Here is a 22,876-nt window from a genome sequence, read left to right as displayed (position 1 = left end):
ACGTCAACGGTGATCCACGGGCGGGGCCGGAACGGTTCGCGGCGCCCCCGCCGGTGCGGGCGGCATGATGGGCCCGTGAACCACGGATACGAGCCCGAGGTCCCCCCGGACGCCGCCGCGCTGCGCCGCGCCCCCGTCCAGCGGCGCAGCGCCGAGCGGCTGACCCGCATACTCGACGCCTGCGCGGCCCTTCTCGACGAGGTCGGCTACGAGGAGCTGAGCACCCGGGCGGTCGCCGCCCGCGCCGGGGTGCCCATCGGCTCCGTCTACCGCTTCTTCGGCAACAAGCGCGCCATGGCCGACGCGCTCGCCCTGCGCAATCTCGACCGCTACGCGGAACGCGTCGCCGCCGGGGTCGAGGGCCTCGCGGACGCGGACTGGCGCGGCGCGGTCGACGTCGTTCTCGACGAGTACCTCGCCATGCGCCGCACCGTTCCCGGCTTCACCCTGGTCGACTTCGGCATGCAGATCCCGGTCGGCGGACCCGCCCGCGACTCCAACCACCGGGTCGCCGACCGCCTCACCCGCCTCCTCGCCGCCCAGATCGGGCGCGCCCCCGACGCGGCGCTGCGCCGCACCTTCCTGGTCGCGGTCGAGGCGGCGGACGCGGTCCTCCAACTGGCCTTCCGCGCCGACCCGTCGGGGGACGCCGCGGTGGTGGAGGAGGCACGGGAGCTGCTGCGGGCCTACCTGGCGCGGGTGCTGGACTGAGCGCGGGCCCCGGAATCGGCCCGCTTCCGCCGTTCCCCGCGTCCCTACCGGTCGGTATGCTCGCGGTGCCCGCACGCCGTCGTGCCTCCGGAGGACCCCGTGCCCCGCACCGCCCCGCGCATCTGCCCGCTCTGCGAAGCCACCTGCGGCCTGACCCTCACCCTCGACGGCTCCCGGGTCACCGGTGCGCGCGGGGACGCCGACGACGTGTTCAGCAAGGGCTTCATCTGCCCCAAGGGGGCCGCGTTCGGCCAGCTCGACGGCGACCCGGACCGCCTCACCGCACCCCTGGTCCGGACGGACGGGCGACTGCGGGAGGCGAGCTGGGCCGAGGCCTTCGACCTGATCGCCGCACGCGTCCGCCCCCTGGTCAAGGAGCACGGGCCGCATGCCGTGGGCGTGGTCCTCGGCAACCCCAACGTGCACACCATGGCCGGGGCGCTCTACCCGCCCGCGCTGCTCGGCGCACTCGGCACCCGCAGCCTGTTCACCGCCTCCACCGTCGACCAGATGCCCAAGCACGTCTCCAGCGGCCTCCTCTTCGGCGACCCCTTCGCCGTCCCCGTCCCCGACCTGGACCGCACCGACCACCTCCTCCTCATCGGCGCCAACCCCCTGGAGTCCAATGGCAGCCTGTGCACCGCCCCCGACTTCCCGGGAAGGCTGAAGGCCCTCAGGGCGCGCGGCGGCACGCTCACCGTGATCGACCCGCGCCGCACCCGCACCGCCGGTCTGGCCGACCGGCACGTGGCAATCCGGCCGGGCGCGGACGCCGCCCTGCTGGCCGCGCTCGCGCACGTACTCGTCACGGAGCGGCTCGCCGCACCGGGCCCGCACCTGACGGACCGGATCGACGGGCTCCGCGAACTGGAGGACGCGGTGAAGGAGTTCAGCCCGGAGGCCGTCGCCGGGGTGTGCGACGTGCCGGCCGAGGTGATCCGCGACGTGGCCCGCGAACTCGCCGCCGCGCCCACCGCCGCCGTGTACGTCCGGGTCGGCGGCTCCACCGTCGCCTTCGGCACGCTGGCCAACTGGCTCGTCGACGTGCTCAACGTCCTGACCGGCAACCTGGACCGGCCGGGCGGCGCGCTCTTCCCGCTCTCCGCGACCTCCCCTCCCGGGCCCCCCTCGCGCCGGGGCTTCGCGCTCGGGCGGTGGCGCAGCCGGGTCGGCGGGCACCCGGAGGCCAAGGGCGAACTCCCGCTCGCCGCGCTCGCCGAGGAGATCGCGACCCCGGGCGACGGCCGCGTCCGGGCCCTGATCACCATCGCGGCCAACCCGGTGCTGTCCGCCCCCGACGGCGACCGCCTCGACCGGGCACTCGCCGACGCCCTCGACCTGATGGTCTGCGTCGACCCGTACCTGAACGAGACCTCCCGGCACGCGGACGTGATCCTGCCGCCCCCGCCGCCGTCCCGCAGCGCCCACTTCGACTTCGCCTTCAACGGCTTCGCCGTGCGCAACCAGGTCCGCTACACGCCCGCCCCCGTCCCCCTGGACCCCGGCGCGATGGACGAGTGCGAGATCCACGCCCGGCTCGTCCTCGCCGTCAGCGGCCTGCACGGGGCCGAGCCGTCGGCCGTGGACGACCTGATCGTCGACCGCCTCCTGCGCAGGGCGGGCGCCTCCCCGGACCTGGCCGCCGACCTCACCGGCGCCACCGGCCCCGAACGCATCCTCGACCTCATGCTGCGGCTGGGCCCCTACGAGGGCCTCACCCTCGACGCGCTGCGCGCCGCCCCGCACGGCATCGACCTCGGCCCGCTGCGGCCCCGGCTCGACCAGGTCCTGCGCACCCGCACCGGCCGGATCGACCTCCTCCCGGAGCCCATCGCCGCCGACCTGCCCCGCCTGCGCGCCTCGCTCGACGCACGGCGGGCGGACGGGACGCTGCTCCTGGTGGGCCGCAGGCACCTGCGCTCCAACAACAGCTGGATGCACAACCTCCCGGCCCTCAACGGCGGTTCCAACCGCTGCACCCTCCACATCCACCCCCGCGACGCGGAGCGCCTGGCCGTGACGGACGGTTCTGCGGTACGGGTCCGGAGCGCGGGCGGCGAGATCGAAGCCCCCGCGGAGGTGACGGACGCGGTCCGCGAGGGCGTGGTGAGCCTGCCGCACGGCTGGGGCCACGACCGGCCCGGCACCCGCCTGTCGGTGGCCGCCGCGCGGCCGGGGGCGAACGTCAACCAGCTCCTGGACGGTTCCCTGCTGGACCCCCTCTCGGGGACGGCGGTGCTGAACGCCTTCGAAGTGACGGTGCGCCCGGCCCTGGCGCCATAAAACTAACACCGCTAGTTTGAGGGTGCGGAAGCAGGACCGACGGACGACCGGACGCGTGGAGGAACTTCGATGACGGTGCAGGCACAGAGCGGCATGTACATCGGCGGCGCATGGCGTCCCGCCCTCGGCGAGGACACCCTCCCCGTCGTGAACCCCGCCGACGAGCAGATCATCGGGCACGTCCCGGCAGGCACCGCCGCCGACGTGGACGCGGCGGTCGCGGCGGCACGGGAGGCGTTCCCCGGCTGGGCCGCCACCCCGCCCGCCGAACGGGCCGCGCTGCTCGGCGCGTTGCGCGACGGGCTCGCCGCGCGCAAGGACGAGATCGCGGCGACCGTCACGGCGGAGCTGGGCGCGCCGCCCGCCATGGCCGAGGCCGTGCACGCCGGACTGCCCGTCGTGGTCGCGGGCTCGTACGCCGAACTGGCCGCCACGTACCCCTTCGAGGAGCGGATCGGCAACTCGACGGTCTACGCGGAGCCGGTCGGCGTCGTCGGGGCCATCACGCCCTGGAACTACCCCCTCCACCAGATCGTCGCCAAGGTGGCCCCGGCCCTGGCGGCCGGCTGCACGGTCGTCCTCAAGCCCGCCGAGGACACCCCGCTGACCGCGCAGCTCTTCGCCCGGGTGGTGCACGAGGCGGGGCTGCCCGGCGGGGTGTTCAACCTGGTGACGGGCCTCGGGCCGGTCGCCGGACAGGCGCTCGCGGGGCACGAGGGCGTCGACCTGGTGTCGTTCACCGGCTCCACGGCCGTGGGACGGCAGATCGGGGCGGTCGCGGGAGCGGCCGTGAAGCGGGTCGCGCTGGAGCTGGGCGGCAAGTCCGCCAACGTGATCCTGCCGGGGGCCGATCTCGCCAGGGCGGTGAACGTCGGCGTCGCCAACGTCATGGCCAACTCCGGGCAGACGTGCAGCGCGTGGACGCGGATGCTGGTGCACACGCAGGTGTACGAGGAGGCGGTGGCGCTGGCCGCGGACGCGGTGGCCAAGTACGTGCCGGGGGAGCGGATGGGACCGCTGGTCAACGCCAAGCAGTTGGAGCGGGTGCGCGGGTACATCGAGAAGGGCGTCGCGGAGGGCGCGCGGCTCGTCGCGGGCGGGCCCGAGGCCCCGCTGGAGAAGGGGTACTACGTCGCGCCGACCGTGTTCGCCGACGTCACCCCCGAGATGACCGTCGCGCAGGAGGAGATCTTCGGACCGGTGATCTCGATCCTGCGGTACGAGGACGAGGCCGACGCGCTGCGGATCGCGAACGGGACGGTGTACGGGCTCGCGGGGGCGGTGTGGGCGGCGGAGCCGGAGACGGCGGCGGCGTTCGCGCGGCGGATGGAGACCGGGCAGGTGGACATCAACGGGGGGCGGTTCAATCCGCTCGCCCCCTTCGGCGGGTACAAGCAGTCGGGGGTGGGGCGTGAGCTCGGCGCCCACGGCCTCGCGGAATACCTCCAGACGAAGTCCCTCCAGTTCTGAGCGACCGCCCTCCTTCCTCCCCGCACCCCCCAAGGAGCCCCCGTGACCCGCGCCGCCGTCGTCCGCGCGCCCCGCGCCCCCCTCCACCTCACCGACATCACGCTCCCCGCCCCCGCCCCCCACCAGGTCCGCGTCGAGCTCGCCGCCGCCGGCGTCTGCCACTCCGACCTCTCCCTCGCCGACGGCACCCTGCGCGTCCCCCTCCCCGCCGTCCTCGGCCACGAGGGCGCCGGCACCGTCACCGAGGTCGGCGACGCCGTCACCCACCTCGCCCCGGGCGACCGTGTGGTCCTCAACTGGGCGCCCTCCTGCGGCTCCTGCCACGCCTGCGGGCTCGGCGAGGTCTGGCTGTGCGCCGACGCCCTCACCGGCGCCGGCGACGTCCACGCCCGCATCACCGACGACGGCACCGACCTGCACCCCGGCCTCAACGTCGCCGCCTTCGCCGAGGAGACCGTCGTCGCCGCGAAGTGCGTGCTCCCCGCCCCGGACGGCATCCCGCTCACCGACGCCGCCCTGCTCGGCTGCGCCGTCCTCACCGGGTACGGCGCCGTGCACCACAGCGCCCGCGTGCGCGAAGGGGAGAGCGTCGTCGTGTACGGCGTCGGAGGCGTCGGGCTCGCCGCGATCCAGTCCGCCCGGATCGCCGGAGCGGGCCAGGTCCTCGCCGTCGACGTCTCCCCGGCGAAGGAGGAACTGGCCCGGCGGGCCGGGGCCACCGACTTCCTGCTCGCCTCCGACACCACCGCCAAGGAGGTCCGCCGCCGCACCGGCGGGCACGGCGCGGACGTCGCCGTCGAGTGCGTGGGCCGCGCCGCCACCATCCGTACCGCCTGGGAGTCCACCCGCAGGGGCGGCCGTACGACAGTGGTCGGCATCGGCGGCAAGGACCAGCAGGTCACCTTCAACGCCCTGGAGATCTTCCACTGGGGGCGCACCCTGTCCGGATGCGTGTACGGCAACAGCGACCCGGCCCGCGACCTGCCCGTCCTCGCCGGGCACATCCGGGCGGGCCGCTTCGACCTCGCCTCCCTGGTCACCGAGCGCATCACCCTCGACGGCATCCCGGCCGCCTTCGACAACATGCTCGCGGGCAGGGGCGGCCGGGCACTGGTGGTGTTCTAGCGGGCCTTCGGCGTCTCGGGGGCGGCGGCGTCGGCCAGCGGCACCTCCGCCCCGGACGCACGCGCACGCGAGCGGGACACCGCCACCCCCGCCAGGCACACCGCCCCGCCGAGCAGCGTGATCCAGCCCGGCACCTCGTCCAGCAGCAGCCACGACATCAGGACGACGATCGCCGGCACCGCGTACGTGGTCGCGCCCATCTTCCCCGCCGTGGTGCGCTTCAGCGCGTACGCCCAGGTGGTGAAGGCCAGCGCGGTCGGAAAGACGCCCAGGTAGACCATGTTGAGCGTGGCGGAGAGCGGCGCGTGCGCCAGCCCGTGCGCCAACTGCCCGCCGAACGGCAGGCACGCCACCGCGCCGATCAGGCAGCCGTACGTGGTGGCCTGGAGCGGCGTCGCGTGCGTCAGCGCGGGCTTCTGGACGACCACACCGACCGCGTACGTCACGGCGGCCGCCAGGCACAGGACCACGCCCAGCACGGACGTCCCGCCGCCGCCCGACATCGAGACGCCCACGATCGCCGCGCCCGCGAAGGACACCGCCATCCCGGCGATCAGGCGCGGCGGCAGCCCCTCGCCCAGGAAGCGGCCGGCCAGCAGGGCCATCAGGATCGGGGCCACGTTCACCACGAGCGACGCCGTGCCCGCGTCGACCAACTGCTCACCCCAGTTGAGCGCGACCGCGTACGCGCCGAACCAGAGCAGGCCCGAGACGGCGATGCCCGGCCAGGCGGCCTTCGGCGGCAGGCCCTCGCGCCGTACCAGCAGGATCACCACCAGGACGAGGGAGCCGGACAGCAGGCGGCCGAGCGCCAGCGCGCCCGGCTCGTACGAAGCGCCGGCGCTGCGGATGGACACGAAGGCCGAGGCCCACAGGACGACGGTGACGGCGGCCGCGACCAGCGCGAGCGGCTCGGAACGGGCGGCGGGAGAGGAGGAGTTGCTCATGCCGCGATGCTAGGACAGGGACACTTCGGTTGTCACCGAAGTATTGCCGTCGGTGAAGCGCTCATTCGGTGAAGTTCGTTCGGTGAAGCGTTCGTTCGGCGAAGTGCCGTCGGCGAAGCATCCATTTCGGCGCACTCTCGTCAGCGAAGGGTCGTCGCGTCGATGCCGAGCAGTTCGGCGAGGGCGTGTTCGCCCTCCGGCGTCACCTGCACCGCGCGCTCGGTCCCGATCCGTACGCACCACTTCTCCGCCAGCGCGCGACGGCACAGCTCCGCCCCCGCGACGCCCGCCAGATGGCGCTTGCGCTCCGTCCAGTCCAGGCACGAACTCACCGTCGGGCGACGGGACGTGACGGCGGCGAGATGGATGCCCAGGCCGGTGAACCAGGCCAGGCCCGCGTCGGTCAGCGCGAAGCCGTTGCCCGTCAGGAGCAGGCCCCGGCCCTCCATCGCCTCCGTGATCGCGATGCCCAGCCGGCCCGCCAGATGGTCGTAACAGGTGCGCCCCCGCGCCATCGCGGCCCCCGCGCTCGCCGCCCGCAGCGTGTGCGGGGCGTCACGGCCCGGAATCGCGTACGCGGCCACCGCCTCCAGCAACTGCGCCACGTCCGCGTTCGCCAGGCGTACGTAACGGTGGCGGCCCTGCCGCTCCTCGGCGAGCAGCCCGGCGCCGACCAGCCGCCCCAGGTGTTCGCTGGCCGTGGAGGCGGCGACGCCGGCCTGCCGGGCGAGTTCGCTCGCGGTCCAGGCGCGGCCGTCCAGCAGGGAGAGCAGGAACACGGCCCGGGTCTCGTCGGCCAGCAGCCCGGTGAGCGCGGCGAGCCGGGCGGCGGGGGAGGCGGCCGTGACGGACCAGGGGGCCCCGGCCTTCAGGCCCGCGGAGGCCCTGTCCTTACCGGCCGCGGAGGTTCTGGCTGTACCGGCTGCGGGGGCGGAGGGATTCGGCATGCCCCCAGGGTGCCCTACCCGGGCTTCGGCGCCGGCCGAACCGTCGTCCGTGCCTCCGCGGGCCCGCGCGGGCGGCGGCGGACCGCCTCGTACTGGACGCCCAGCCCGTCCAGCAGCGCCCGCAGGCCCGTCTCGAACGCCCCCTCGTCCACCCGCTCCTGGTGGTTCGCGAGCAGGTGCGCCTGCCCCAGGTGCGGGTAGTCCGCCGGGTCGTACGCCGTCGCGTCGTCCACGAAGCCGCGCGCGAAGGAGCCCAGCGCCGAACCCGTCACGAAGTAGCGCATGAGAGCGCCGATGTACGTCGCCTGGGCGGGTGGCCAGCCGGCCCGCACCATCGCCCCGAACACCGCGTCGGCGACCCGCAGCCCGGCCGGGCGGCGGCCGGGGCCGCGCGCGAGCACCGGGACGATGTGCGGGTGCTCGGTGAGCGCGGCGCGGTAGGAGAGCGCCCAGTCGTGCAGGGCCTGCCGCCACTCGCGGCCGTCGTCCACGTCGAACATCGACAGGTCGACCTTCGCCGACACCGCGTCCGCGACCGCCTCCAGGATCTCGTCCTTGGTGCGGAAGTGGTTGTAGAGCGACGGCCCGCTGACCCCGAGCTCCGCCGCCAGCCGCCGCGTGGAGACCCCTTCCAGGCCCTCGGCGTCCACGAGCGCGCTCGCCGCCTCGACGATGCGGTCTCTGCTCAACAGGGGCTTGCGCGGACGGGCCATGCGGCACATAGTAGGCCCGGCGATCAGAAACTAGCAGTGCTAATTTATCGTCGGCGAAGAACGGAGTGGGTGCCGTGGACCTGGAGCTCAGCGAGGAGCAGACGGCCGTCCGGCGGCTCGCCCGCGACTTCGTGACCCGCGAGGTCGCCCCGCACGCCGCGGAGTGGGACCGCGCCGAGAGCGTCGACCGGGCGATCGTGGGGAAGCTCGGAGCGCTCGGCTTCCTCGGCCTGACGATCCCCGAGGAGTACGGCGGCAGCGGCGGCGACCACCTCGCCTACTGCCTGGTCACCGAGGAACTCGGCCGCGGCGACTCCTCGGTGCGCGGCATCGTCTCCGTCTCGCTCGGGCTGGTCGCCAAGACGATCGCCGCGTGGGGGAGCGAGGAGCAGAAGCGGGCGTGGCTGCCGCGCCTGGCCTCGGGCGACGCGATCGGCTGCTTCGGCCTCACCGAGCCCGGCACCGGCTCCGACGCCGGAAACCTGAGCACGCGCGCGGTCCGCGACGGCGACGGTTACGTCGTCAACGGCACCAAGACGTTCATCACCAACGGCACCTGGGCCGATGTCGTCCTCCTCTTCGCCCGCTCCACCGACGCCCCCGGGCACAAGGGCGTCTCCGCCTTCCTCGTCCCCACCGACACCCCCGGTCTCACCCGGCGCACCATCCACGGCAAGCTCGGTCTGCGCGGCCAGGCCACTGCCGAACTCGTCCTCCAGGACGTCCGCGTCCCCGCCTCCGCGATGCTGGGGCCCGAGGGCAAGGGCTTCTCGGCCGCCCTGTCGGCGCTGGCCAAGGGCCGGATGTCGGTCGCGGCCGGCTGTGTGGGCATCGCGCAGGCGGCCCTGGACGCGGCCCTGTCGTACGCGGGAGAGCGTGAGCAGTTCGGCAGGACCATCGCCCACCACCAGCTCGTCCAGGAACTCATCACCGACATCGCGGTCGACGTCGACGCCGCCCGCCTGCTCACCTGGCGCGTCGCCGACCTGATCGACCGGGGCGAGCCCTTCGCCACCGCCGCGTCCCAGGCCAAGCTCTTCGCCTCCGAGGCCGCCGTGCGCGCCGCGAACAACGCCCTCCAGGTGTACGGCGGTTACGGCTACATCGACGAGTACCCGGTGGGCAAGCTGCTGCGCGACGCCCGTGTGATGACCCTCTACGAAGGCACCAGCCAGATCCAGAAGCTGCTCATCGGCCGTGCGCTGACCGGGGTCTCGGCCTTCTGAGCGCACCGGGCGGCCCTCTGAGTACGTTTCTGAGTACGCGTACGGATGGCCGCCCCGAGTGACCCGCGCCACCCTTGCCGCATGAGCGATACACAGGTCAAGCAGCAGAACACCGGGGCCTACTACGGCCAGGCCGTCGCGTCGTTCGTCGTGGCCGTCTCCGCGACCGCCGTCGGCATCTTCTCCCTCGAGGCCAGCGGCTGGGTGCGCGCCTTCCTCGCCATCGCCGTCCTCTACCTCACCACCTCCTGCTTCACCCTCGCCAAGGTGATCCGCGACAAGCAGGAGGCCGGGCAGCTCGTCAGCCGGGTCGACCAGGCGCGGCTGGAGAAGATCCTCGCCGAGCACGACCCCTTCCAGAAGCTCTGAGACACCCTCGGACCCGCCGCGCTAAGCGCTTGCTCAGTGCTGCGCGGTATGGTGTGCGTCCTGCTGTACGGACGGGAGAGGGGTGCGCGATGAGCACGGCGCAGGACGCGGAGGGCGCCGCCGAGGGCGGGACCGGCGAGGCGGCCGCCTGGGGAGAGGTCGCCCCGGAGGCCGCCAGGAGGCTGCTCGTCGCCGCCGTCGGGGCCTTCGCCGAGCGCGGCTACCACGCCACCACCACCCGTGACATCGCGGGCCGCGCGGGCATGAGCCCGGCCGCGCTCTACATCCACTACAAGACCAAGGAAGAGCTGCTCCACCGGATCAGCCGCATCGGCCACGACAGGGCCCTGCGCATCCTGGAGACCGCCGCCGACGGCGACGGCAGCGCGGCCGAACGGCTCGCGGACGCCGTCGTGACCTTCGTGCGGTGGCATGCCGCGCACCACACCACCGCCCGCGTCGTGCAGTACGAACTGGAAGCCCTCGGCGAGGAGCACCGCGCGGAGATCGTGGAACTGCGCCGCCGCAGCGACGCGGCGGTGCGGCGCATCATCAACGACGGGGTGAAGGCGGGGGAGTTCGACGTCCCCGACGTGCCGGGCACCACGCTCGCCGTGCTGTCGCTGTGCATCGACGTCGCCCGCTGGTTCAACGCCGAGGGGCGGCGCACCCCCGACGAGGTCGGCGCGCTCTACGCCGACCTCGTGCTGCGGATGGTGGCCGCGGGCTCGTAGGCGGGGCCCGGAAGCGCCCGCGGGCTCGTGGGGCGGCCCGGCAGCGCGTGGGCGGGCGCCCCAGCGGTGCGAGGACGACCCGGAGTGCGCGGGCCGGGCCCGGCAGCGCGTGGGCCGGGCTCAGAAGTAGTAGCGCGAGATCGACTCGGCCACGCACGCCGGCTTCGCGCCGCCCTCGATCTCCACCGTCACCTTCGCCGTCACCTGCACCCCGCCGCCCGCCTCGGACACGTCGGTCAGCACCGCCGTGGCGCGCAGCCGCGAGCCCACCGGCACCGGCGACGGGAAACGGACCTTGCCGGTGCCGTAGTTGATGCCCATCTTCATGCCCTCGACCCGCAGCACCTGCGGCACGAACAGCGGCAGCAGCGACAGCGTCAGATAACCGTGCGCGATGGTCTTCCCGAACGGCCCCCCGGCCGCGCGCTCGGGGTCCACGTGAATCCACTGGTGGTCGCCCGTCGCGTCGGCGAACAGGTCGATCCGCTTCTGGTCGATCTCCAGCCACTCGCTGTGCCCCAACTGCTCGCCGACCCCGGCGCGCAGCTCCTCGGCGGACGTGAAGATCCTCGGCTCGGTCATCCCTGCTCCCTCGCTGCCCACGCGTTTGATCAAGCGTTTGCTCAGCATGATCGGACCCCCACGTCCCTGTCAACGGACGTCCATTAGGGTTCACCGGGTGCCGCAGATTCCAGTGAAGATCCACGAGCTCACGGTCGGCCAGTTGTCCGCGCGCAGCGGCGCCGCCGTGTCCGCCCTGCACTTCTACGAGGCCAAGGGCCTGATCAGCAGCCGCCGCACCTCCGGCAACCAACGCCGGTACACGCGCGACGCGTTGCGCCGGGTCGCCTTCGTGCGCGCCGCCCAGCGGGTCGGCATCCCGCTGGCCACCATCCGCGACGCGCTGGCCGGACTTCCGGAGGAGCGCACCCCCACCCGCGAGGACTGGGCCCGCCTCTCGGAGAACTGGCGCGCCGAACTCGACGCCCGCATCCAGCAGTTGGGCAGGCTGCGCGACCACCTCACCGACTGCATCGGCTGCGGCTGCCTGTCGCTGGAGACCTGCGTGCTGTCCAACCCGGACGACGTCATCGGCGAACAGATCTCCGGCTCGCGCCTGATGGGGGAGAAGAAGCGGGGCTGAGCCCGCCGCGCCGCCCTCCGCCGGGCCCGGCCGCCCGGACGCGCGTCAGCAGTCCTTGCCCGGCCACCGGATGCTGCGGGCGGCGCTCACCAGTTGGGCGTTGGACTCCGCGTGCCGTCCGTCCGGGAGCAGCAGCGTGTCCTCCAGCCCGATGCGGGTGGCGAGACCCAGGCGTCTGGCGAGGGCGAGCACCGGCCAGGCCCCGCCGTCCTCCCCGTGCAGCAGCATCGGCGCTCCGCGCACCTCGCCCCGGTCGCCGACCGCGCCCCGCCGCGAGAGGTCGGCCAGGAACTGGAGCGCGGAGTCCTCGGCGGTGAGCGGATCGGGGTCGGTCACCTCCACCAGCACCCGCAACGACCGCTTCGCCAGCGGGGAGTCCAGGAAGCGGTCCACGCCGTCGGTGCCGGACCACAGCCCGGACTCCACCGCCACCCCGCGCGCGAGCAGCGCCTCGGCGACCTCCTCCGCGCCCGGCTCGTGCCAGTTCACCGAGGCGTGGTCGGGCAGCACCGTCCAGGACGCGATGCGCTCGACCCGGCGCCGCGGCTCGGGCTCCGTCCAGGCGCCGGTCGTCACGCCCACGGGGACGTCCACCGCGTCCCGTATCGCCGTCAGCGTGCTCGCCAGGAAGCGGGGCGACAGCGTGTCGTCGCCGCACGGTGTCTTGGGGTGCACGTGCACCTCACAGGCCCCGGCGGCCACCGCGGCGGCGGCGGACCGGGCCATGGCGTCCGGCGACACGGGAACGGCGGCACCGTCGCCGGGACCGCGCTGACCGTTCACACAGACCTGAATCAAGGGTTCGACCATGCATTCGATGGTGACACCCGCCACTGACATTCAGCCATGCTCAGAGCATTCGCCCTGTCGCCGCGCGGAAACCCCCACGGACCGCCCTGTCACGAACACGGGGGACCCGCGTCCACACCGGGCTCCCTGTCACGAACCCGGGGGACCCCGCCGGCCGCGGACGCCCGGTGCTTCCCGCCGCGGACACGGGGGGCGCGGCGCCCCGGGCGGTGCCTGCGCCGCGCCCCGCGTGCTCACGCCACGGACGCCAGTTCCCTGCGCCGCGCCCGCTTCGCCCGGGACAGCGCCTCGGGCGTCAGGACGGGCTGCGGGACCAGGATTCCGCATCCCGTGCAGACCGGTCCGAACCACGGCTCGTGGACCAGGTCCTGCCGCCACACGATCCGGCTCGACGCGCACACCGGACAGTGCTCCCCCGGCTCCGACTCCAGGGCGGAGATCAACCCGCGCAGCACCTCCGCCAGGGAGGCCGCCGGATGGGCCGCCGGATCGTCGCACCACGCGACACCGAACCCGCCCCAGGTCCGCCGGTGCCAGTCGTCGAAGGAGCCCGGCCGCCGCAGCCCGTCGTGCTTCTCGCGCTTGCGGCGCTCGGCGAACTCCACCTCGTACGCGAGCCAGACGGCCCGCGCCTCCTCCAGTTCCTCCAGCGCGGCCACCAGCCGCGCCGGATCGGGCGCCCTGTCCTCGGGACCGAACCCGTGCCGGGAGCACAGGTGGTCCCAGGTCGCCCGGTGCCCGTACGGGGCGAACCGCTCCAGACACTTGCGCAGCGAATAGCGCCGCAACGCAAGATCACACCTCGGATCACGGACCTGTCTCGCGAGACTCCGAAAACCGGCCATCGCACTGCCACCTCCGTCGCTGGTACTTCGGCGTCGATGAATGGACGTACGGGTGCCCGTTTCGGCTCCATTGAAAATCCGATGAGCCCCATCAGGGATCAATTGATCCCGGTTCGCACGGATCTCTCCCTTCTCTGTCCACTCCTCCGTCACGCAAGGTCCACGCCTCCTTGCTCGAACGCCTCACTCGAACGAGTGAAGAGCGGCGGAAACTGAGGGGCTCTCACCTCCCTCGGCTCCCTCGGTCGCCGGTGCGGTCACCGGCGCGGCCCTCGCGCGCACCGCCGTCACCGGTACAGCAGATGCTCCCGCCGGACCGCGCGGAACGCCGCCAGGTCCGTCTGCCAGGCCGCCACCACCTCGGCCGTCCCCGCCCCCGCGTCGATCATGGTCCGCACCCGGGTGCTGCCGGTGAGCTTGTCGATCCAGTTGTCCGGACGCCAGGCGAAGCCGCGCCAGCTCCGCTTCGCCGTCACCAGCAGGGCGATGCCGGTGCGCACCGGGTCGAAGGACCGCCGGTCGTGGACGTGGAGCTGGACACCGCCGACGGTCCTGCCCTGGAACTTCGAGAACGTCGGCGTGAAGTACGCCTCCCGGAACCGCACCCCGGGCAGCCGCTCCGCGTTCGCCGCCCGCGCCCAGCTCCGGTCCACGCCCTCCGCGCCCAGCAGCTCGAACGGGCGGGCCGTGCCCCGCCCCTCCGACAGGTTCGTCCCCTCGAAGAGGCAGGTGCCGGAGTACACCAACGCGGTGTCCGCCGTCGGCATGTTGGGGCTCGGCGGCACCCACGGCAGCCCCGTCGCGTCGAAGAAGTCGCCCCGCCGCCACCCCGACATCCGCACCACCTCCAGCGGCACCGGCTCCGCCAGGAACTCCGCGTTGAACAGCAGCGCCAGCTCCGCCACCGTCATGCCGTGCGCCTGCGCGATCGGCTCCCGCCCGACGAAGGTCGCGAACGCCCGGTCCAGCACCGGCCCGAGCGCCGCCCGCCCCGACACGGGGTTCGGCCGGTCCAGCACCACGAAACGCTTGCCGGCGAGCGCGGCGGCCGCCATGCAGTCGTACAGCGTCCAGATGTACGTGTAGAAGCGCGCCCCCGCGTCCTGGATGTCGAAGACGACCGTGTCCACGCCGGACGCCGTGAAGACGTCGGCCAGCGGCTGCCCGCTCTTCAGATACGTGTCGTACACCGGCAGTCCCGTCGCCGGGTCGTCGTGACGCCCCTCCGAGCCGCCCGCCTGCGCGGTGCCCCGGAAGCCGTGCTCGGGGCCGAACACGGCGGTCAGGTCCACCGCCGCGTCCGCGTGCATCACGTCGACGACGTGCCGCACGTCGGCGGTGACCCCGGTGGGGTTGGTGACGATGCCGACCTTGCGGCCACGCAGCAGCCGGTACCCGTCGGCCGCCAGCCGGACGAAACCGGTCCGCACCCGGGGCCCGCCGCCCGCCCGCGCCGCCGCCCGCGCCGGACCGCCCGCCGCGAGCACCCCCGCCGTGCCGCCGCCCGCCGCCAGCAGACCTCGTCTGGACAAGCTCATCCGTGCCACCTCCGCGCCCGGACGCCCGGCCTCGCACCGGGCGTCACCCCGAATGTCCCGCGCACCGCTGTGCCCCGCGGCACGTCCGCGCACGCTAGTCCCTCCGGAGGCCCCGCGGAACGCAGCGCGCTCCGGATCTCCCGCGTGCACCCCTTTCCCCCTCCATACCGACTGGTTAGTCTGCTGGGGACGTCGGCATCGAGAGGCAGGTCCCGGATGGATGCGGTACAGGGCGCGACGGTCGTGGTCACCGGAGCGGGAGGCGGCATCGGAGCCGCCCTGGCCCGGCGGTTCACGGCCGAGGGAGCCCGGGTCGTGGTCAACGACCTGGACGCGGACAAGGCGCGGGCGGTCGCCGCGGAGATCGGCGCGCTCGCCGTCCCCGGGGACGCGTCGGGGATCGTCGAGGAGGCCCGCGAGGCCCTGGGCGGGAGGATCGACGTCTACTGCGCCAACGCCGGCGTCGGCTGCGGCGGCGACCCGTTCGCCGAGGACCTGTGGGAGCTGGCCTGGGACGTCAACGTGATGGCGCACGTGCGCGCGGCCCGCGCGCTGATCCCCGAGTGGGTGGAGCGGGGGAGCGGCCGGTTCGTGTCGACGGTCTCGGCCGCCGGGCTGCTCACCATGATCGGCGCGGCGCCGTACAGCGTCAGCAAGCACGGGGCGCTCGCCTTCGCGGAGTGGCTGTCGCTCACGTACCGTCACCAGGGCGTCGCGGTCCACGCGATCTGCCCGCAGGGCGTGCGGACCGACCTGCTGGCCTCCGCCGGATCGGCGGGCGACCTGGTGCTCGCGCCCACCGCCATCGAGCCGGAGGACGTCGCGGACGCGCTCTTCGAGGGCATCGCGGCCGACCGCTTCCTGATCCTGCCGCACCCCGAGGTGGCCGACTACTACCGGGCCCGGGCGGGCGACACCGACCGCTGGCTCGCCGGGATGAACCAGCTCCAGCAGAAGTGGGAAGGGTCGGGACGGTGACCGGCGCCGCCGCGCGTCCACCTGCCCGCGCGAGGCGGTCGGCCTGCCGGAACCGCCCAGGACGGCGAGTGGGAAGATCGTCCGACGGGAACAGCGTTCCACGCACGAGTACGAGCACGAGTACGAGACAGCACGGGGCGCCCCGTACCAGACAGCACAGGACGTCCCGTACGCGACAGCACGAGACTTCTCACGCGCACAGGCAAGGCAGGTAGCGGCACATGGCCAGAACGACCGAACCCGGCGGCACTCCCGTTCCGCAGCGGCTGCTGGCCGCCGCCACCCGGCTCTTCGCGGAGCGCGGATACGACCGGACCTCGGTCCAGGAGATCGTGGAGGCGGCGGGCGTCACCAAGGGCGCCCTCTACCACTACTTCGGCTCCAAGGACGACCTGCTGCACGAGGTCTACGGCCGCGTCCTGCGCCTCCAGCAGGAACGCCTGGACGCCTTCGCCGACGCGGACGCCCCCGTCGAGCAGCGGCTGCGCGAGGCGGCGGCGGACGTCGTGGTCACCACCATCGAGAACCTCGACGACGCCTCGATCTTCTTCCGCTCGATGCACCACCTGAGCCCGGAGAAGAACAAGCAGGTCCGCGCCGAACGCCGCCGCTACCACGAACGCTTCCGGGCCCTGGTGGAGGAGGGGCAGCACACCGGCGTCTTCTCCACCGCCACCCCCGCCGACCTGGTGGTGGACTACCACTTCGGCTCCGTGCACCACCTCTCCACGTGGTACCGCCCCGACGGCCCGCTGACCCCCCAGCAGGTCGCCGACCACCTGGCGGACCTCCTGCTGCGGGCCCTGCGCCCCTGAGGGGGCGCGGCGTCAGCCGAGCGGGAGGACCTTCCGGCCCCAGGTCTCGTTCGTGACCGTCGCGAACGACGTGTACCAGGCGCACACCGCGCACACCAGGCCCAGCCAGCCGCCGACGTGCCCCAGCGTCACGTTCTGCGCCAGGTCCCCGAGCGCCAGGAACAGGAAGGTCAGGGTCAGGGTGACGAAGACGGCCCGGTGCGCGAGGTCCAGCTTCAGCGCCGCCACCGTCATGTACAGCGTGAAGACGAACCACGCGATCAGGAACAGTCCCGTCGCCAGGTGCGCGTCCTCCTTCGGCAGCCCCGGCACGACGAACTTCACGTAACCGGCGAACGCCATCCAGAAGGCCCCGTACGACACGAACGCCGTCGCCCCGAAGGTGTTCCCGCGCCGGAACTCGAACAGCCCGGCCGCGAACTGCGCCAGCCCGCCGTAGAACAGCGCCAGCGGCAGTACCACCGCGCTCAGGGCGGTGTTCGAGACCAGGCCCGAGTTGAACACGCTGAGCACGAACGTGGTCAGCGCGAACGCGGCCAGCCCGAGCGGACCGGGGTTGGCGACCGTGACGGCCGCGGGGGCGGCGGGGGTGGTCACGGGGACGGCGGGAGCCGCGGGGGCATGAGACATGGGACGGAACCTTCGCGTGGACGACCTCGCGGAAGGCTTCAGATGCGAGGCCGAACGAGGAATGAGCCATCGAATTTACCGGTCGATTCGGGCTCAAACCGACGAAAAGCGGCCCCTGTGGCCGGGATCTCAGTCCCGCCCCGCAGGGGCCGCCCGACCCTGCCGCCGCGCCACAGGTCCTCGCACGCGACCCGGGCCAAGGAACCCCGGCGGGCCCCGGTCGGCCGGGGACCGGCCGAGGAACCCCGCTCGGCGGCCCCCGGCGCGGAGCCCTACAGGTACTTCTTCAGCTCCCGCCGCGCCAGCGACCTCTGGTGGACCTCGTCCGGCCCGTCCGCCAGCCGCAGGGTCCGCGCCGCCGCCCACAGCTCCGCCAGCGGGAAGTCCTGGCTGACGCCCCCGGCCCCGTACAGCTGCACCGCGTCGTCGATGATCCGGAGCACCGCACGCGGCGTCGCGATCTTGATCGCCTGGATCTCGGTGTGCGCGCCCCGGTTGCCGACCGTGTCCATCAGCCAGGCGGTCTTCAGCACCAGCAGCCGCAGTTGCTCGACGCTCACCCGCGCGTCCGCGATCCAGTTCTGCACGACGCCCTGCTGTGCCAACGGCTTGCCGAAGGCGGAACGGGCCACCGCCCGGCGGCACATCAGCTCGACGGCCCGCTCGGCCATGCCGATCAGGCGCATGCAGTGGTGGATGCGCCCCGGGCCCAGCCGCGCCTGCGCGATCGCGAAGCCGCCGCCCTCCTCGCCGACCAGGTTCGCGGCGGGCACCCGTACGCCGTCGAAGACGACCTCCGCATGACCCCCGTGGGAGTGGTCCTCGTACCCGTACACCTGCATCGCCCGGCGGACCTCGACGCCCGGGGCGTCGCGCGGCACCAGGACCATCGACTGCTGACGGCGTACGTCGGCGCCGTCCGGGTCGGTCTTGCCCATCACGACGAAGACCGCGCAGTCGGGGTTCATCGCCCCGGAGATGTACCACTTGCGCCCGGTGACGACGTACTCGTCCCCGTCCCGCTCGATCCGCGTCTCGATGTTCGTCGCGTCCGACGACGCCACCTCGGGCTCCGTCATCGCGAAGGCCGACCGGATCTCCCCGGCCAGCAGCGGCTCCAGCCACTGCTTCTTCTGCCGTTCGGTGGCGAACTGCGCCAGCAGCTCCATGTTCCCCGTGTCGGGCGCCGCGCAGTTCAGGGCCGTCGGCGCCAACTGCGGCGAGCGGCCGGTGATCTCGGCGAGCGGCGCGTACTGGAGATTGCTCAGCCCGGCCCCGTACCGCGCGTCCGGCAGGAAGAGGTTCCAGAGCCCCTGCCGCCGCGCCTCGGCCTTCAGCTCCGCCACCACCGCGGGGGTGTCCCAGGGCGAGTCGAGCCGCGCCCGCTGTTCGTGGGCCACCGCCTCCGCCGGGTACACGTGCTCGTCCATGAAGGCGAGCAGCCTGCCGCGCAGCTCCTCGGTCCGTGCGTCGTACGCGAAGTCCATGAATTCCTCAGCCCTTCCGCAGGGTCGACAGGCCGTGCTGGATGAAGACGGGGACGAGTTCGCCGATCCGGTCGAAACCGGCGCCGACCGTCTGCCCGAGCGTGTAGCGGCAGTGGATGCCTTCGAGGATCACCGCGAGCTTGAACCAGGCGAACGCCGTGTACCAGTGCACCGCCGACACGTCCCGGCCGGACGCGGCCGCGTAGCGCGCGACGATCTCGTCGGTCGTCGGGTGCCCGGCCGCCGAGGCGGTGGTGGAGACGGGGGAGCCGGGAATGCCCAGCTCCGTCCCGTACATCACCAGCAGTCCCAGATCCGTCAACGGGTCGCCCAGTGTGGACATCTCCCAGTCGAGGACCGCCCGGATCTCGTCGTCGGGACCGCCGATGAGGACGTTGTCGAGCCGGTAGTCGCCGTGCACGACGGTGGGTGCGGGGGAGTCGGGCAGCTCGCGCCCGAGCGCGGCGTGCAGTTCGTCGATGCCGGGCAGGTCGCGGTTGCGGGAGGCGTCCAACTGCTTCTCCCAGCGCCGCAGTTGCCGGTCGAGGAAGCCCTCGGGCCGGCCGAAGTCACCGAGCCCGACCGCACCGGGGTCCACGGCGTGCAGCTCCACCAGGGTGTCCACCAGACGGAGCACGGCGGCGTGCGTCCGCGCGGGGCCCAGGGACGCCAGCTCTTCCGCGGTCCGGAACGGCGTGCCCGCCACGAACTCCATCACGTAGAACGGCGCCCCGAGCACCTCCTCGTCCTCGCACAGCAGCACCGGCGCCGGTACGGGCACACGCGTCGGATGGAGCCCGCTGATCACCCGGAACTCGCGCTTCATGTCGTGCGCCGTCGCCAGTACGTGGCCGAGCGGCGGCCGGCGCACCACCCAGCGGGCCCGCCCGTCCGTGACGTCGTACGTCAGGTTGGAGCGCCCTCCCTCGATCAGCCGCGCGGTCAACGGGCCACCGGCCAGCCCGGGCCGCTCCCGGTCCAGGTACGCACGCAGCCGCACTGGGTCGAGGCCCGGGGGGCCGGGGGGAACGGTGCTCATGGGAGGTACCTCCAGCGCGTGCGGCGATCGGTCCCGCCCATGATGCCGACCAGTCGGTATGCCGTCTACCCCCGCCCCCGCCTCGCCCTCACCGGCCGCGCGCCCCCGCCCCCGCCTCGCCCTCACCGGCCGCGCGCCACCGCCCCGGCTGCGCGCCGCACCCCGCCCCGGCGCACGCGCCGCCCCGGCCCCGCCCTCGACGCTCACCACACCACCGCCACCCCGAACCCCGCCAGCGCCACCCCGCACCCCACCACCGCCCACGCCCGCCCCACCCCCAGCCCCACCGGCCGCGCCTCCCCCAACTCCCGCATCCGCCCCTGCGCGACCACCAGGAACCCGATCCAGACCAACGCGCTCAGCGCCGCCCCGAGCAGCCCCGCCCCCGTCGCCCCGTCCCGCACCGCCTGCTTCGCCGCCAGCACCGCCACCACCGTCGCCGACAGCGTCGTCCGCCGCCACGCCAGCCGTGTCCGCTCCGGCTGGAGCCCCGGATCCCGCGCTGCCCCGCCCGGCGACGACGCGCTCACCCCGCCCACCCGAACACCACGACCACCACCATCGCCACCGCGACCACCCCCACCAGCAGGCTCAGCACCGTCGGGAAGCGCGTCACCGGCAGGTCCTCGCCCCGCCGCATCGCCCGCTCGCACCGCACCCAGTGGTTCACCGCCCGCAGCGCGCACAGCGCCCCCGCCCCCAGCAGGGCGAGGGCGAGCCCGACCCGCACCCCCCACCGCAGGTCCGGCAGGAACTGGTCCACCGCGAACCCGGCCCCCACCAGCGCCAGCGCCGTCCGTACCCAGGCCAGGAAGGTCCGCTCATTGGCCAGCGAGAACCGGTAGTCGGGCGTCTCGCCCTCCTCCTGCACCCGCCGCGGCGCCACCCACAGCCGCAACCCGTCCCTCAGCCCGTCCTTCGGACCGCCCCGAGGCCCGCTCACCGGCGCGCGAGGAGTTCGTACGCGGCCAGCCCGTCCGGCACCCACTCCCAGCCGTCGGCGCCCCCGCCGGTCCGCCGGGCCAGCTCCTCCTCCGTCAGGAAGGCGTACCAGGCGACCTCCTCGGCCTGCGGCTCCACCGGCAGCTCGCACCGCACGTCGTACACGGCGCTCCACCAGCTCTGCCCGTCGGCGCCCTCGTACAGGAACTTCGTCAGCGGCACGGGCTGCGCGAGCCCGGACACCCCGAGCTCCTCCTGCGCCTCGCGCAGCGCCGCCGCGTCGTAGGACTCGCCCGCGCCCACCACACCGCCCACGAACATGTCGTACAGCGACGGATAGACCAGCTTCGTGGCCGTCCTGCGGTGCACGAAGATCCGGCCGTCGGCGTCCCGCACCCGGACGAAGGTGCAGCGATGGCGCAGGCCCCGCGCGTACACCTCACCGCGCGGGGCCTGCCCGACGACCTCGTCGCGTTCGTCGACGACGTCCAGGATCTCTTCACTGGGGTTCATGGACCCCATCCAACAACAAGCAGTGGATCACTGACCCATGACGTACTTCACGGTCGGACCGGTCGTCCAGCCGCCGTCCACCGCCAGCTCCGCGCCCGTGACGTAGGACGCCGCGTCCGACAGCAGGAAGACGACCGCGCCCGCGATCTCGTCCGCCTCACCCACCCGGCCCATCGGCGTGTTCGGGTAGTTGCCCTCGCCCTGCCGGATGCCGACGGAGGCCGTCATCGGGGTGTACGTCATGCCCGGGTGCACCGAGTTCACACGGATCCTCTGGGTGCCCAGCTCCACGGCGCCGATCTTCGTCAGGCCGCGCACACCCCACTTGGACGCGCCGTACCCGGCGGTCAGCGCCAGGCCCATCAGGCCGGCCGCGGAGGAGATGTTGACGATCGAGCCGCCGCCGCTGTCCCGCATCGCCGGGATGACGGCCTTCATGCCGATGAAGACACCGGTCAGGTTGATGTCGAGGACCTTGCGGAAGTGCTCGACCGACTCGTCCGCGAGGAACTGGCCGGTGGATATCCCCGCGTTGTTCACCAGGCCGTCGATGCCGCCGAACTCGGCGACCGCGTACGCCGCCACCCGCGCCCAGTCCTCCTCGCTCGTCACGTCGTGGTGCTGGAACCGGGCCCGCTCGCCCAGCTCGGCAGCGGTCGCCGCGCCCTCCTCGTCGAGCACGTCGGTGATCACGACGTTCGCGCCCGCGGCGACGGCCTGCCGGGCGGCCGCCGCGCCCAGGCCCCGGGCGCCGCCGGTGATGACGACGGTCTTGCCGGTGAGGTCGTTGTTGCCCATGGTGTGTTCTTCTCTCACGAGTGTGCGGTTCAGGAGTGTTCCGGTACGTGGGTGTGGGGCGCCCGGAGCAGGGCCGTCGTCGTCTCCACGAGGTCGGCGAGGAACACGTTCACCGAGGTCAGCGGCTTCCGGTCGGTCAGCAGTTGGCGGGCCCGGTCGGCGAGGGCCGCTCCGACGAGCGTGAGGGCCAGGTCCAGGCGCTCCAGCCGCAGCGGCTCGGGCAGCCCGTCGCGTACGAGCGCGGCCTCGATCCGTTCGATCAGCCGCCAGTACGCGGTGCCCGCCAGCGTCGGGTGCGGGGTCCTGGTGCGCACCCCGCTCTCGTGACTGAGCTGCGCCGAGATCCGCAGACAGCGCAGCCCGCGCGGGTCGGCCAGCTCGGAGGCCTCCGCCGCGACGAGCGCGGTCAGCAGGTCCCGTACGGGAGCGGCTTCGGGAACCTGCGCCAGCAGCGGCGCGAGCACCTGCTCGGTGCGCGCCTGCCGGCCGGCCATGACGGCGTCCAGGAGCCCGGCGCGCGAGCCGAAGTGGTACTGCACGGCCGACGGGTTCGCCTGCCCGGCCCGCTGCACCACGTCCCGCAGTTGCGCGCCGTCCACGCCCTGCGCGGCGAAGACCTCCTCTGCCGCGCGGACGAGCTTCTCGCGGGTCTCGGGTCCTGATGTCCTTGCCATGCGACCACTGTAATACTGGCCATTATTAAATGGCAATGCCGGACATCAATCGATCAATGTCCGGCATCAAACGGGCCGGCCGAGGGTGCGGGTGCGGCGCGGAGGGGAAGCGGGCGCGGGCCGGCCGTCCGCTCGGCG

25 protein-coding genes are annotated in these 22,876 nt (G+C 73.5%); 10 read left to right on the top strand and 15 right to left on the bottom strand.

Going from position 1 to position 22,876, the window contains the following annotated elements; all coding sequences use genetic code 11:
* Window positions 1–75: 75 nt before the first annotated feature.
* The 4 genes from ACIP93_RS21140 (at window position 76) to ACIP93_RS21125 (ending at window position 5,589) form a co-directional block, all read left to right on the top strand.
* Window positions 76–711 carry a TetR/AcrR family transcriptional regulator gene (locus tag ACIP93_RS21140; protein WP_345224519.1) on the top strand — a complete coding sequence of 212 codons (636 nt, stop codon included), beginning with the start codon at window positions 76–78 and terminating at the stop codon, window positions 709–711.
* Window positions 712–810: 99 nt separating this feature from the next.
* Window positions 811–2,994 (top strand): molybdopterin-dependent oxidoreductase, encoded by a 2,184-nt coding sequence (locus ACIP93_RS21135; protein ID WP_401760926.1) that lies wholly within the window; start codon window positions 811–813, stop codon window positions 2,992–2,994.
* A gap of 75 nt (window positions 2,995–3,069) precedes the next feature.
* Window positions 3,070–4,464, top strand: coding sequence for an aldehyde dehydrogenase family protein (locus ACIP93_RS21130; RefSeq protein WP_345226631.1), 1,395 nt, complete (start codon window positions 3,070–3,072; stop codon window positions 4,462–4,464).
* Window positions 4,465–4,506: 42 nt separating this feature from the next.
* Window positions 4,507–5,589 (top strand): zinc-binding dehydrogenase, encoded by a 1,083-nt coding sequence (locus ACIP93_RS21125; protein ID WP_401760924.1) that lies wholly within the window; start codon window positions 4,507–4,509, stop codon window positions 5,587–5,589.
* Here ACIP93_RS21125 and ACIP93_RS21120 read toward each other — a convergent pair.
* The 3 genes from ACIP93_RS21120 to ACIP93_RS21110 form a co-directional block, all read right to left on the bottom strand.
* Window positions 5,586–6,536: a DMT family transporter gene (locus ACIP93_RS21120; protein ID WP_345224526.1), complete on the bottom strand. Its 951-nt coding sequence runs from the start codon at window positions 6,534–6,536 to the stop codon at window positions 5,586–5,588. The genes ACIP93_RS21125 and ACIP93_RS21120 overlap by 4 nt on opposite strands.
* Before the next feature lie 140 nt (window positions 6,537–6,676).
* Window positions 6,677–7,483: an ArsR/SmtB family transcription factor gene (locus ACIP93_RS21115; RefSeq protein ID WP_401760922.1), complete on the bottom strand. Its 807-nt coding sequence runs from the start codon at window positions 7,481–7,483 to the stop codon at window positions 6,677–6,679.
* A gap of 14 nt (window positions 7,484–7,497) precedes the next feature.
* On the bottom strand, window positions 7,498–8,196 hold the full coding sequence (locus ACIP93_RS21110) for a TetR/AcrR family transcriptional regulator (protein ID WP_401760921.1): 699 nt from the start codon (window positions 8,194–8,196) through the stop codon (window positions 7,498–7,500).
* Window positions 8,197–8,270: 74 nt separating this feature from the next.
* Between ACIP93_RS21110 and ACIP93_RS21105 the strand changes: the two genes are divergently transcribed.
* From ACIP93_RS21105 to ACIP93_RS21095, 3 genes are all read left to right on the top strand, one after another.
* On the top strand, window positions 8,271–9,422 hold the full coding sequence (locus ACIP93_RS21105; protein WP_401760919.1) for an acyl-CoA dehydrogenase family protein: 1,152 nt from the start codon (window positions 8,271–8,273) through the stop codon (window positions 9,420–9,422).
* 81 nt (window positions 9,423–9,503) lie between these two features.
* Window positions 9,504–9,791 carry a YiaA/YiaB family inner membrane protein gene (locus ACIP93_RS21100; protein WP_345224536.1) on the top strand — a complete coding sequence of 96 codons (288 nt, stop codon included), beginning with the start codon at window positions 9,504–9,506 and terminating at the stop codon, window positions 9,789–9,791.
* An 89-nt stretch (window positions 9,792–9,880) separates the two neighbouring features.
* The gene (locus ACIP93_RS21095) at window positions 9,881–10,525 is read left to right on the top strand and encodes a TetR family transcriptional regulator (RefSeq protein WP_401760918.1); all 645 of its coding nucleotides are present in this window, start codon (window positions 9,881–9,883) and stop codon (window positions 10,523–10,525) included.
* Window positions 10,526–10,645: 120 nt separating this feature from the next.
* On the opposite strand, the gene ACIP93_RS21090 is transcribed toward ACIP93_RS21095, so the two are convergent.
* The gene (locus tag ACIP93_RS21090) at window positions 10,646–11,107 is read right to left on the bottom strand and encodes a MaoC family dehydratase (RefSeq protein ID WP_401760916.1); all 462 of its coding nucleotides are present in this window, start codon (window positions 11,105–11,107) and stop codon (window positions 10,646–10,648) included.
* Window positions 11,108–11,204: 97 nt separating this feature from the next.
* Here ACIP93_RS21090 and soxR point away from each other — a divergent pair, with 97 nt between their 5' ends.
* The gene (gene soxR, locus ACIP93_RS21085) at window positions 11,205–11,669 is read left to right on the top strand and encodes a redox-sensitive transcriptional activator SoxR (protein ID WP_345224542.1); all 465 of its coding nucleotides are present in this window, start codon (window positions 11,205–11,207) and stop codon (window positions 11,667–11,669) included.
* A 45-nt stretch (window positions 11,670–11,714) separates the two neighbouring features.
* On the opposite strand, the gene ACIP93_RS21080 is transcribed toward soxR, so the two are convergent.
* From ACIP93_RS21080 to ACIP93_RS21070, 3 genes are all read right to left on the bottom strand, one after another.
* Window positions 11,715–12,467, bottom strand: a complete 753-nt coding sequence (locus ACIP93_RS21080; RefSeq protein ID WP_401761031.1) for a 3-keto-5-aminohexanoate cleavage protein — start codon at window positions 12,465–12,467, stop codon at window positions 11,715–11,717.
* Between the two features lie 245 nt (window positions 12,468–12,712).
* Window positions 12,713–13,324, bottom strand: coding sequence for a hypothetical protein (locus ACIP93_RS21075; protein WP_345224544.1), 612 nt, complete (start codon window positions 13,322–13,324; stop codon window positions 12,713–12,715).
* A gap of 287 nt (window positions 13,325–13,611) precedes the next feature.
* Window positions 13,612–14,862, bottom strand: coding sequence for an exo-beta-N-acetylmuramidase NamZ domain-containing protein (locus ACIP93_RS21070; protein WP_401760914.1), 1,251 nt, complete (start codon window positions 14,860–14,862; stop codon window positions 13,612–13,614).
* A gap of 216 nt (window positions 14,863–15,078) precedes the next feature.
* Between ACIP93_RS21070 and ACIP93_RS21065 the strand changes: the two genes are divergently transcribed.
* Together ACIP93_RS21065 and ACIP93_RS21060 are read left to right on the top strand one after the other, a co-directional pair.
* Complete coding sequence (locus tag ACIP93_RS21065; protein ID WP_345224546.1) at window positions 15,079–15,840, top strand: SDR family oxidoreductase; 762 nt, start codon at window positions 15,079–15,081, stop codon at window positions 15,838–15,840.
* Window positions 15,841–16,061: 221 nt separating this feature from the next.
* Window positions 16,062–16,655: a TetR/AcrR family transcriptional regulator gene (locus ACIP93_RS21060; RefSeq protein ID WP_345224548.1), complete on the top strand. Its 594-nt coding sequence runs from the start codon at window positions 16,062–16,064 to the stop codon at window positions 16,653–16,655.
* Between the two features lie 12 nt (window positions 16,656–16,667).
* Here the strand turns inward: ACIP93_RS21060 and ACIP93_RS21055 are convergent, their stop codons facing one another.
* The 8 genes from ACIP93_RS21055 to ACIP93_RS21020 form a co-directional block, all read right to left on the bottom strand.
* Window positions 16,668–17,285 carry an acetate uptake transporter gene (locus tag ACIP93_RS21055; protein WP_401760912.1) on the bottom strand — a complete coding sequence of 206 codons (618 nt, stop codon included), beginning with the start codon at window positions 17,283–17,285 and terminating at the stop codon, window positions 16,668–16,670.
* Between the two features lie 272 nt (window positions 17,286–17,557).
* Entirely contained in the window at window positions 17,558–18,772 is a 1,215-nt protein-coding gene (locus tag ACIP93_RS21050) for an acyl-CoA dehydrogenase family protein (protein ID WP_401760910.1), read from the bottom strand.
* Window positions 18,773–18,779: 7 nt separating this feature from the next.
* Entirely contained in the window at window positions 18,780–19,811 is a 1,032-nt protein-coding gene (locus ACIP93_RS21045) for a phosphotransferase family protein (RefSeq protein WP_401760909.1), read from the bottom strand.
* A gap of 203 nt (window positions 19,812–20,014) precedes the next feature.
* Window positions 20,015–20,341 (bottom strand): DUF202 domain-containing protein, encoded by a 327-nt coding sequence (locus tag ACIP93_RS21040; RefSeq protein ID WP_401760907.1) that lies wholly within the window; start codon window positions 20,339–20,341, stop codon window positions 20,015–20,017.
* A complete protein-coding gene (locus ACIP93_RS21035) occupies window positions 20,338–20,754 on the bottom strand; it encodes a YidH family protein (RefSeq protein WP_401760905.1) in 417 nt (138 codons plus the stop codon). Before ACIP93_RS21035 ends, ACIP93_RS21040 begins: the two co-directional genes overlap by 4 nt.
* Window positions 20,751–21,266 (bottom strand): NUDIX hydrolase, encoded by a 516-nt coding sequence (locus tag ACIP93_RS21030; RefSeq protein ID WP_401760904.1) that lies wholly within the window; start codon window positions 21,264–21,266, stop codon window positions 20,751–20,753. The genes ACIP93_RS21035 and ACIP93_RS21030 overlap by 4 nt, the downstream gene beginning before the upstream one ends.
* Before the next feature lie 27 nt (window positions 21,267–21,293).
* Entirely contained in the window at window positions 21,294–22,064 is a 771-nt protein-coding gene (locus tag ACIP93_RS21025; protein ID WP_401760902.1) for a glucose 1-dehydrogenase, read from the bottom strand.
* A 29-nt stretch (window positions 22,065–22,093) separates the two neighbouring features.
* Window positions 22,094–22,738 (bottom strand): TetR/AcrR family transcriptional regulator, encoded by a 645-nt coding sequence (locus tag ACIP93_RS21020; protein WP_401760901.1) that lies wholly within the window; start codon window positions 22,736–22,738, stop codon window positions 22,094–22,096.
* Window positions 22,739–22,876: the final 138 nt, after the last annotated feature.

The organism is Streptomyces sp. NPDC088745 (assembly GCF_044751045.1).
Taxonomy (GTDB): domain Bacteria; phylum Actinomycetota; class Actinomycetes; order Streptomycetales; family Streptomycetaceae; genus Streptomyces; species Streptomyces cremeus.
The sequence above is the reverse complement of the archived record's forward strand: the minus strand, read 5'-3'. Positions and strand labels throughout refer to the sequence as shown.

Coding starts and splice junctions, on each gene's coding strand:
- ACIP93_RS21120 (WP_345224526.1), bottom strand. CDS start 6,536: ATGAGCAACTCCTCCTCTCCCGCCGCCCGTTCCGAGCCGCTCGCGCTG.
- ACIP93_RS21115 (WP_401760922.1), bottom strand. CDS start 7,483: ATGCCGAATCCCTCCGCCCCCGCAGCCGGTACAGCCAGAACCTCCGCG.
- ACIP93_RS21110 (WP_401760921.1), bottom strand. CDS start 8,196: ATGGCCCGTCCGCGCAAGCCCCTGTTGAGCAGAGACCGCATCGTCGAG.
- ACIP93_RS21100 (WP_345224536.1), top strand. CDS start 9,504: ATGAGCGATACACAGGTCAAGCAGCAGAACACCGGGGCCTACTACGGC.
- ACIP93_RS21095 (WP_401760918.1), top strand. CDS start 9,881: ATGAGCACGGCGCAGGACGCGGAGGGCGCCGCCGAGGGCGGGACCGGC.
- ACIP93_RS21090 (WP_401760916.1), bottom strand. CDS start 11,107: ATGACCGAGCCGAGGATCTTCACGTCCGCCGAGGAGCTGCGCGCCGGG.
- ACIP93_RS21075 (WP_345224544.1), bottom strand. CDS start 13,324: ATGGCCGGTTTTCGGAGTCTCGCGAGACAGGTCCGTGATCCGAGGTGT.
- ACIP93_RS21070 (WP_401760914.1), bottom strand. CDS start 14,862: ATGAGCTTGTCCAGACGAGGTCTGCTGGCGGCGGGCGGCGGCACGGCG.
- ACIP93_RS21065 (WP_345224546.1), top strand. CDS start 15,079: ATGGATGCGGTACAGGGCGCGACGGTCGTGGTCACCGGAGCGGGAGGC.
- ACIP93_RS21060 (WP_345224548.1), top strand. CDS start 16,062: ATGGCCAGAACGACCGAACCCGGCGGCACTCCCGTTCCGCAGCGGCTG.
- ACIP93_RS21055 (WP_401760912.1), bottom strand. CDS start 17,285: ATGTCTCATGCCCCCGCGGCTCCCGCCGTCCCCGTGACCACCCCCGCC.
- ACIP93_RS21050 (WP_401760910.1), bottom strand. CDS start 18,772: ATGGACTTCGCGTACGACGCACGGACCGAGGAGCTGCGCGGCAGGCTG.
- ACIP93_RS21045 (WP_401760909.1), bottom strand. CDS start 19,811: ATGAGCACCGTTCCCCCCGGCCCCCCGGGCCTCGACCCAGTGCGGCTG.
- ACIP93_RS21030 (WP_401760904.1), bottom strand. CDS start 21,266: ATGAACCCCAGTGAAGAGATCCTGGACGTCGTCGACGAACGCGACGAG.
- ACIP93_RS21025 (WP_401760902.1), bottom strand. CDS start 22,064: ATGGGCAACAACGACCTCACCGGCAAGACCGTCGTCATCACCGGCGGC.
- ACIP93_RS21020 (WP_401760901.1), bottom strand. CDS start 22,738: ATGGCAAGGACATCAGGACCCGAGACCCGCGAGAAGCTCGTCCGCGCG.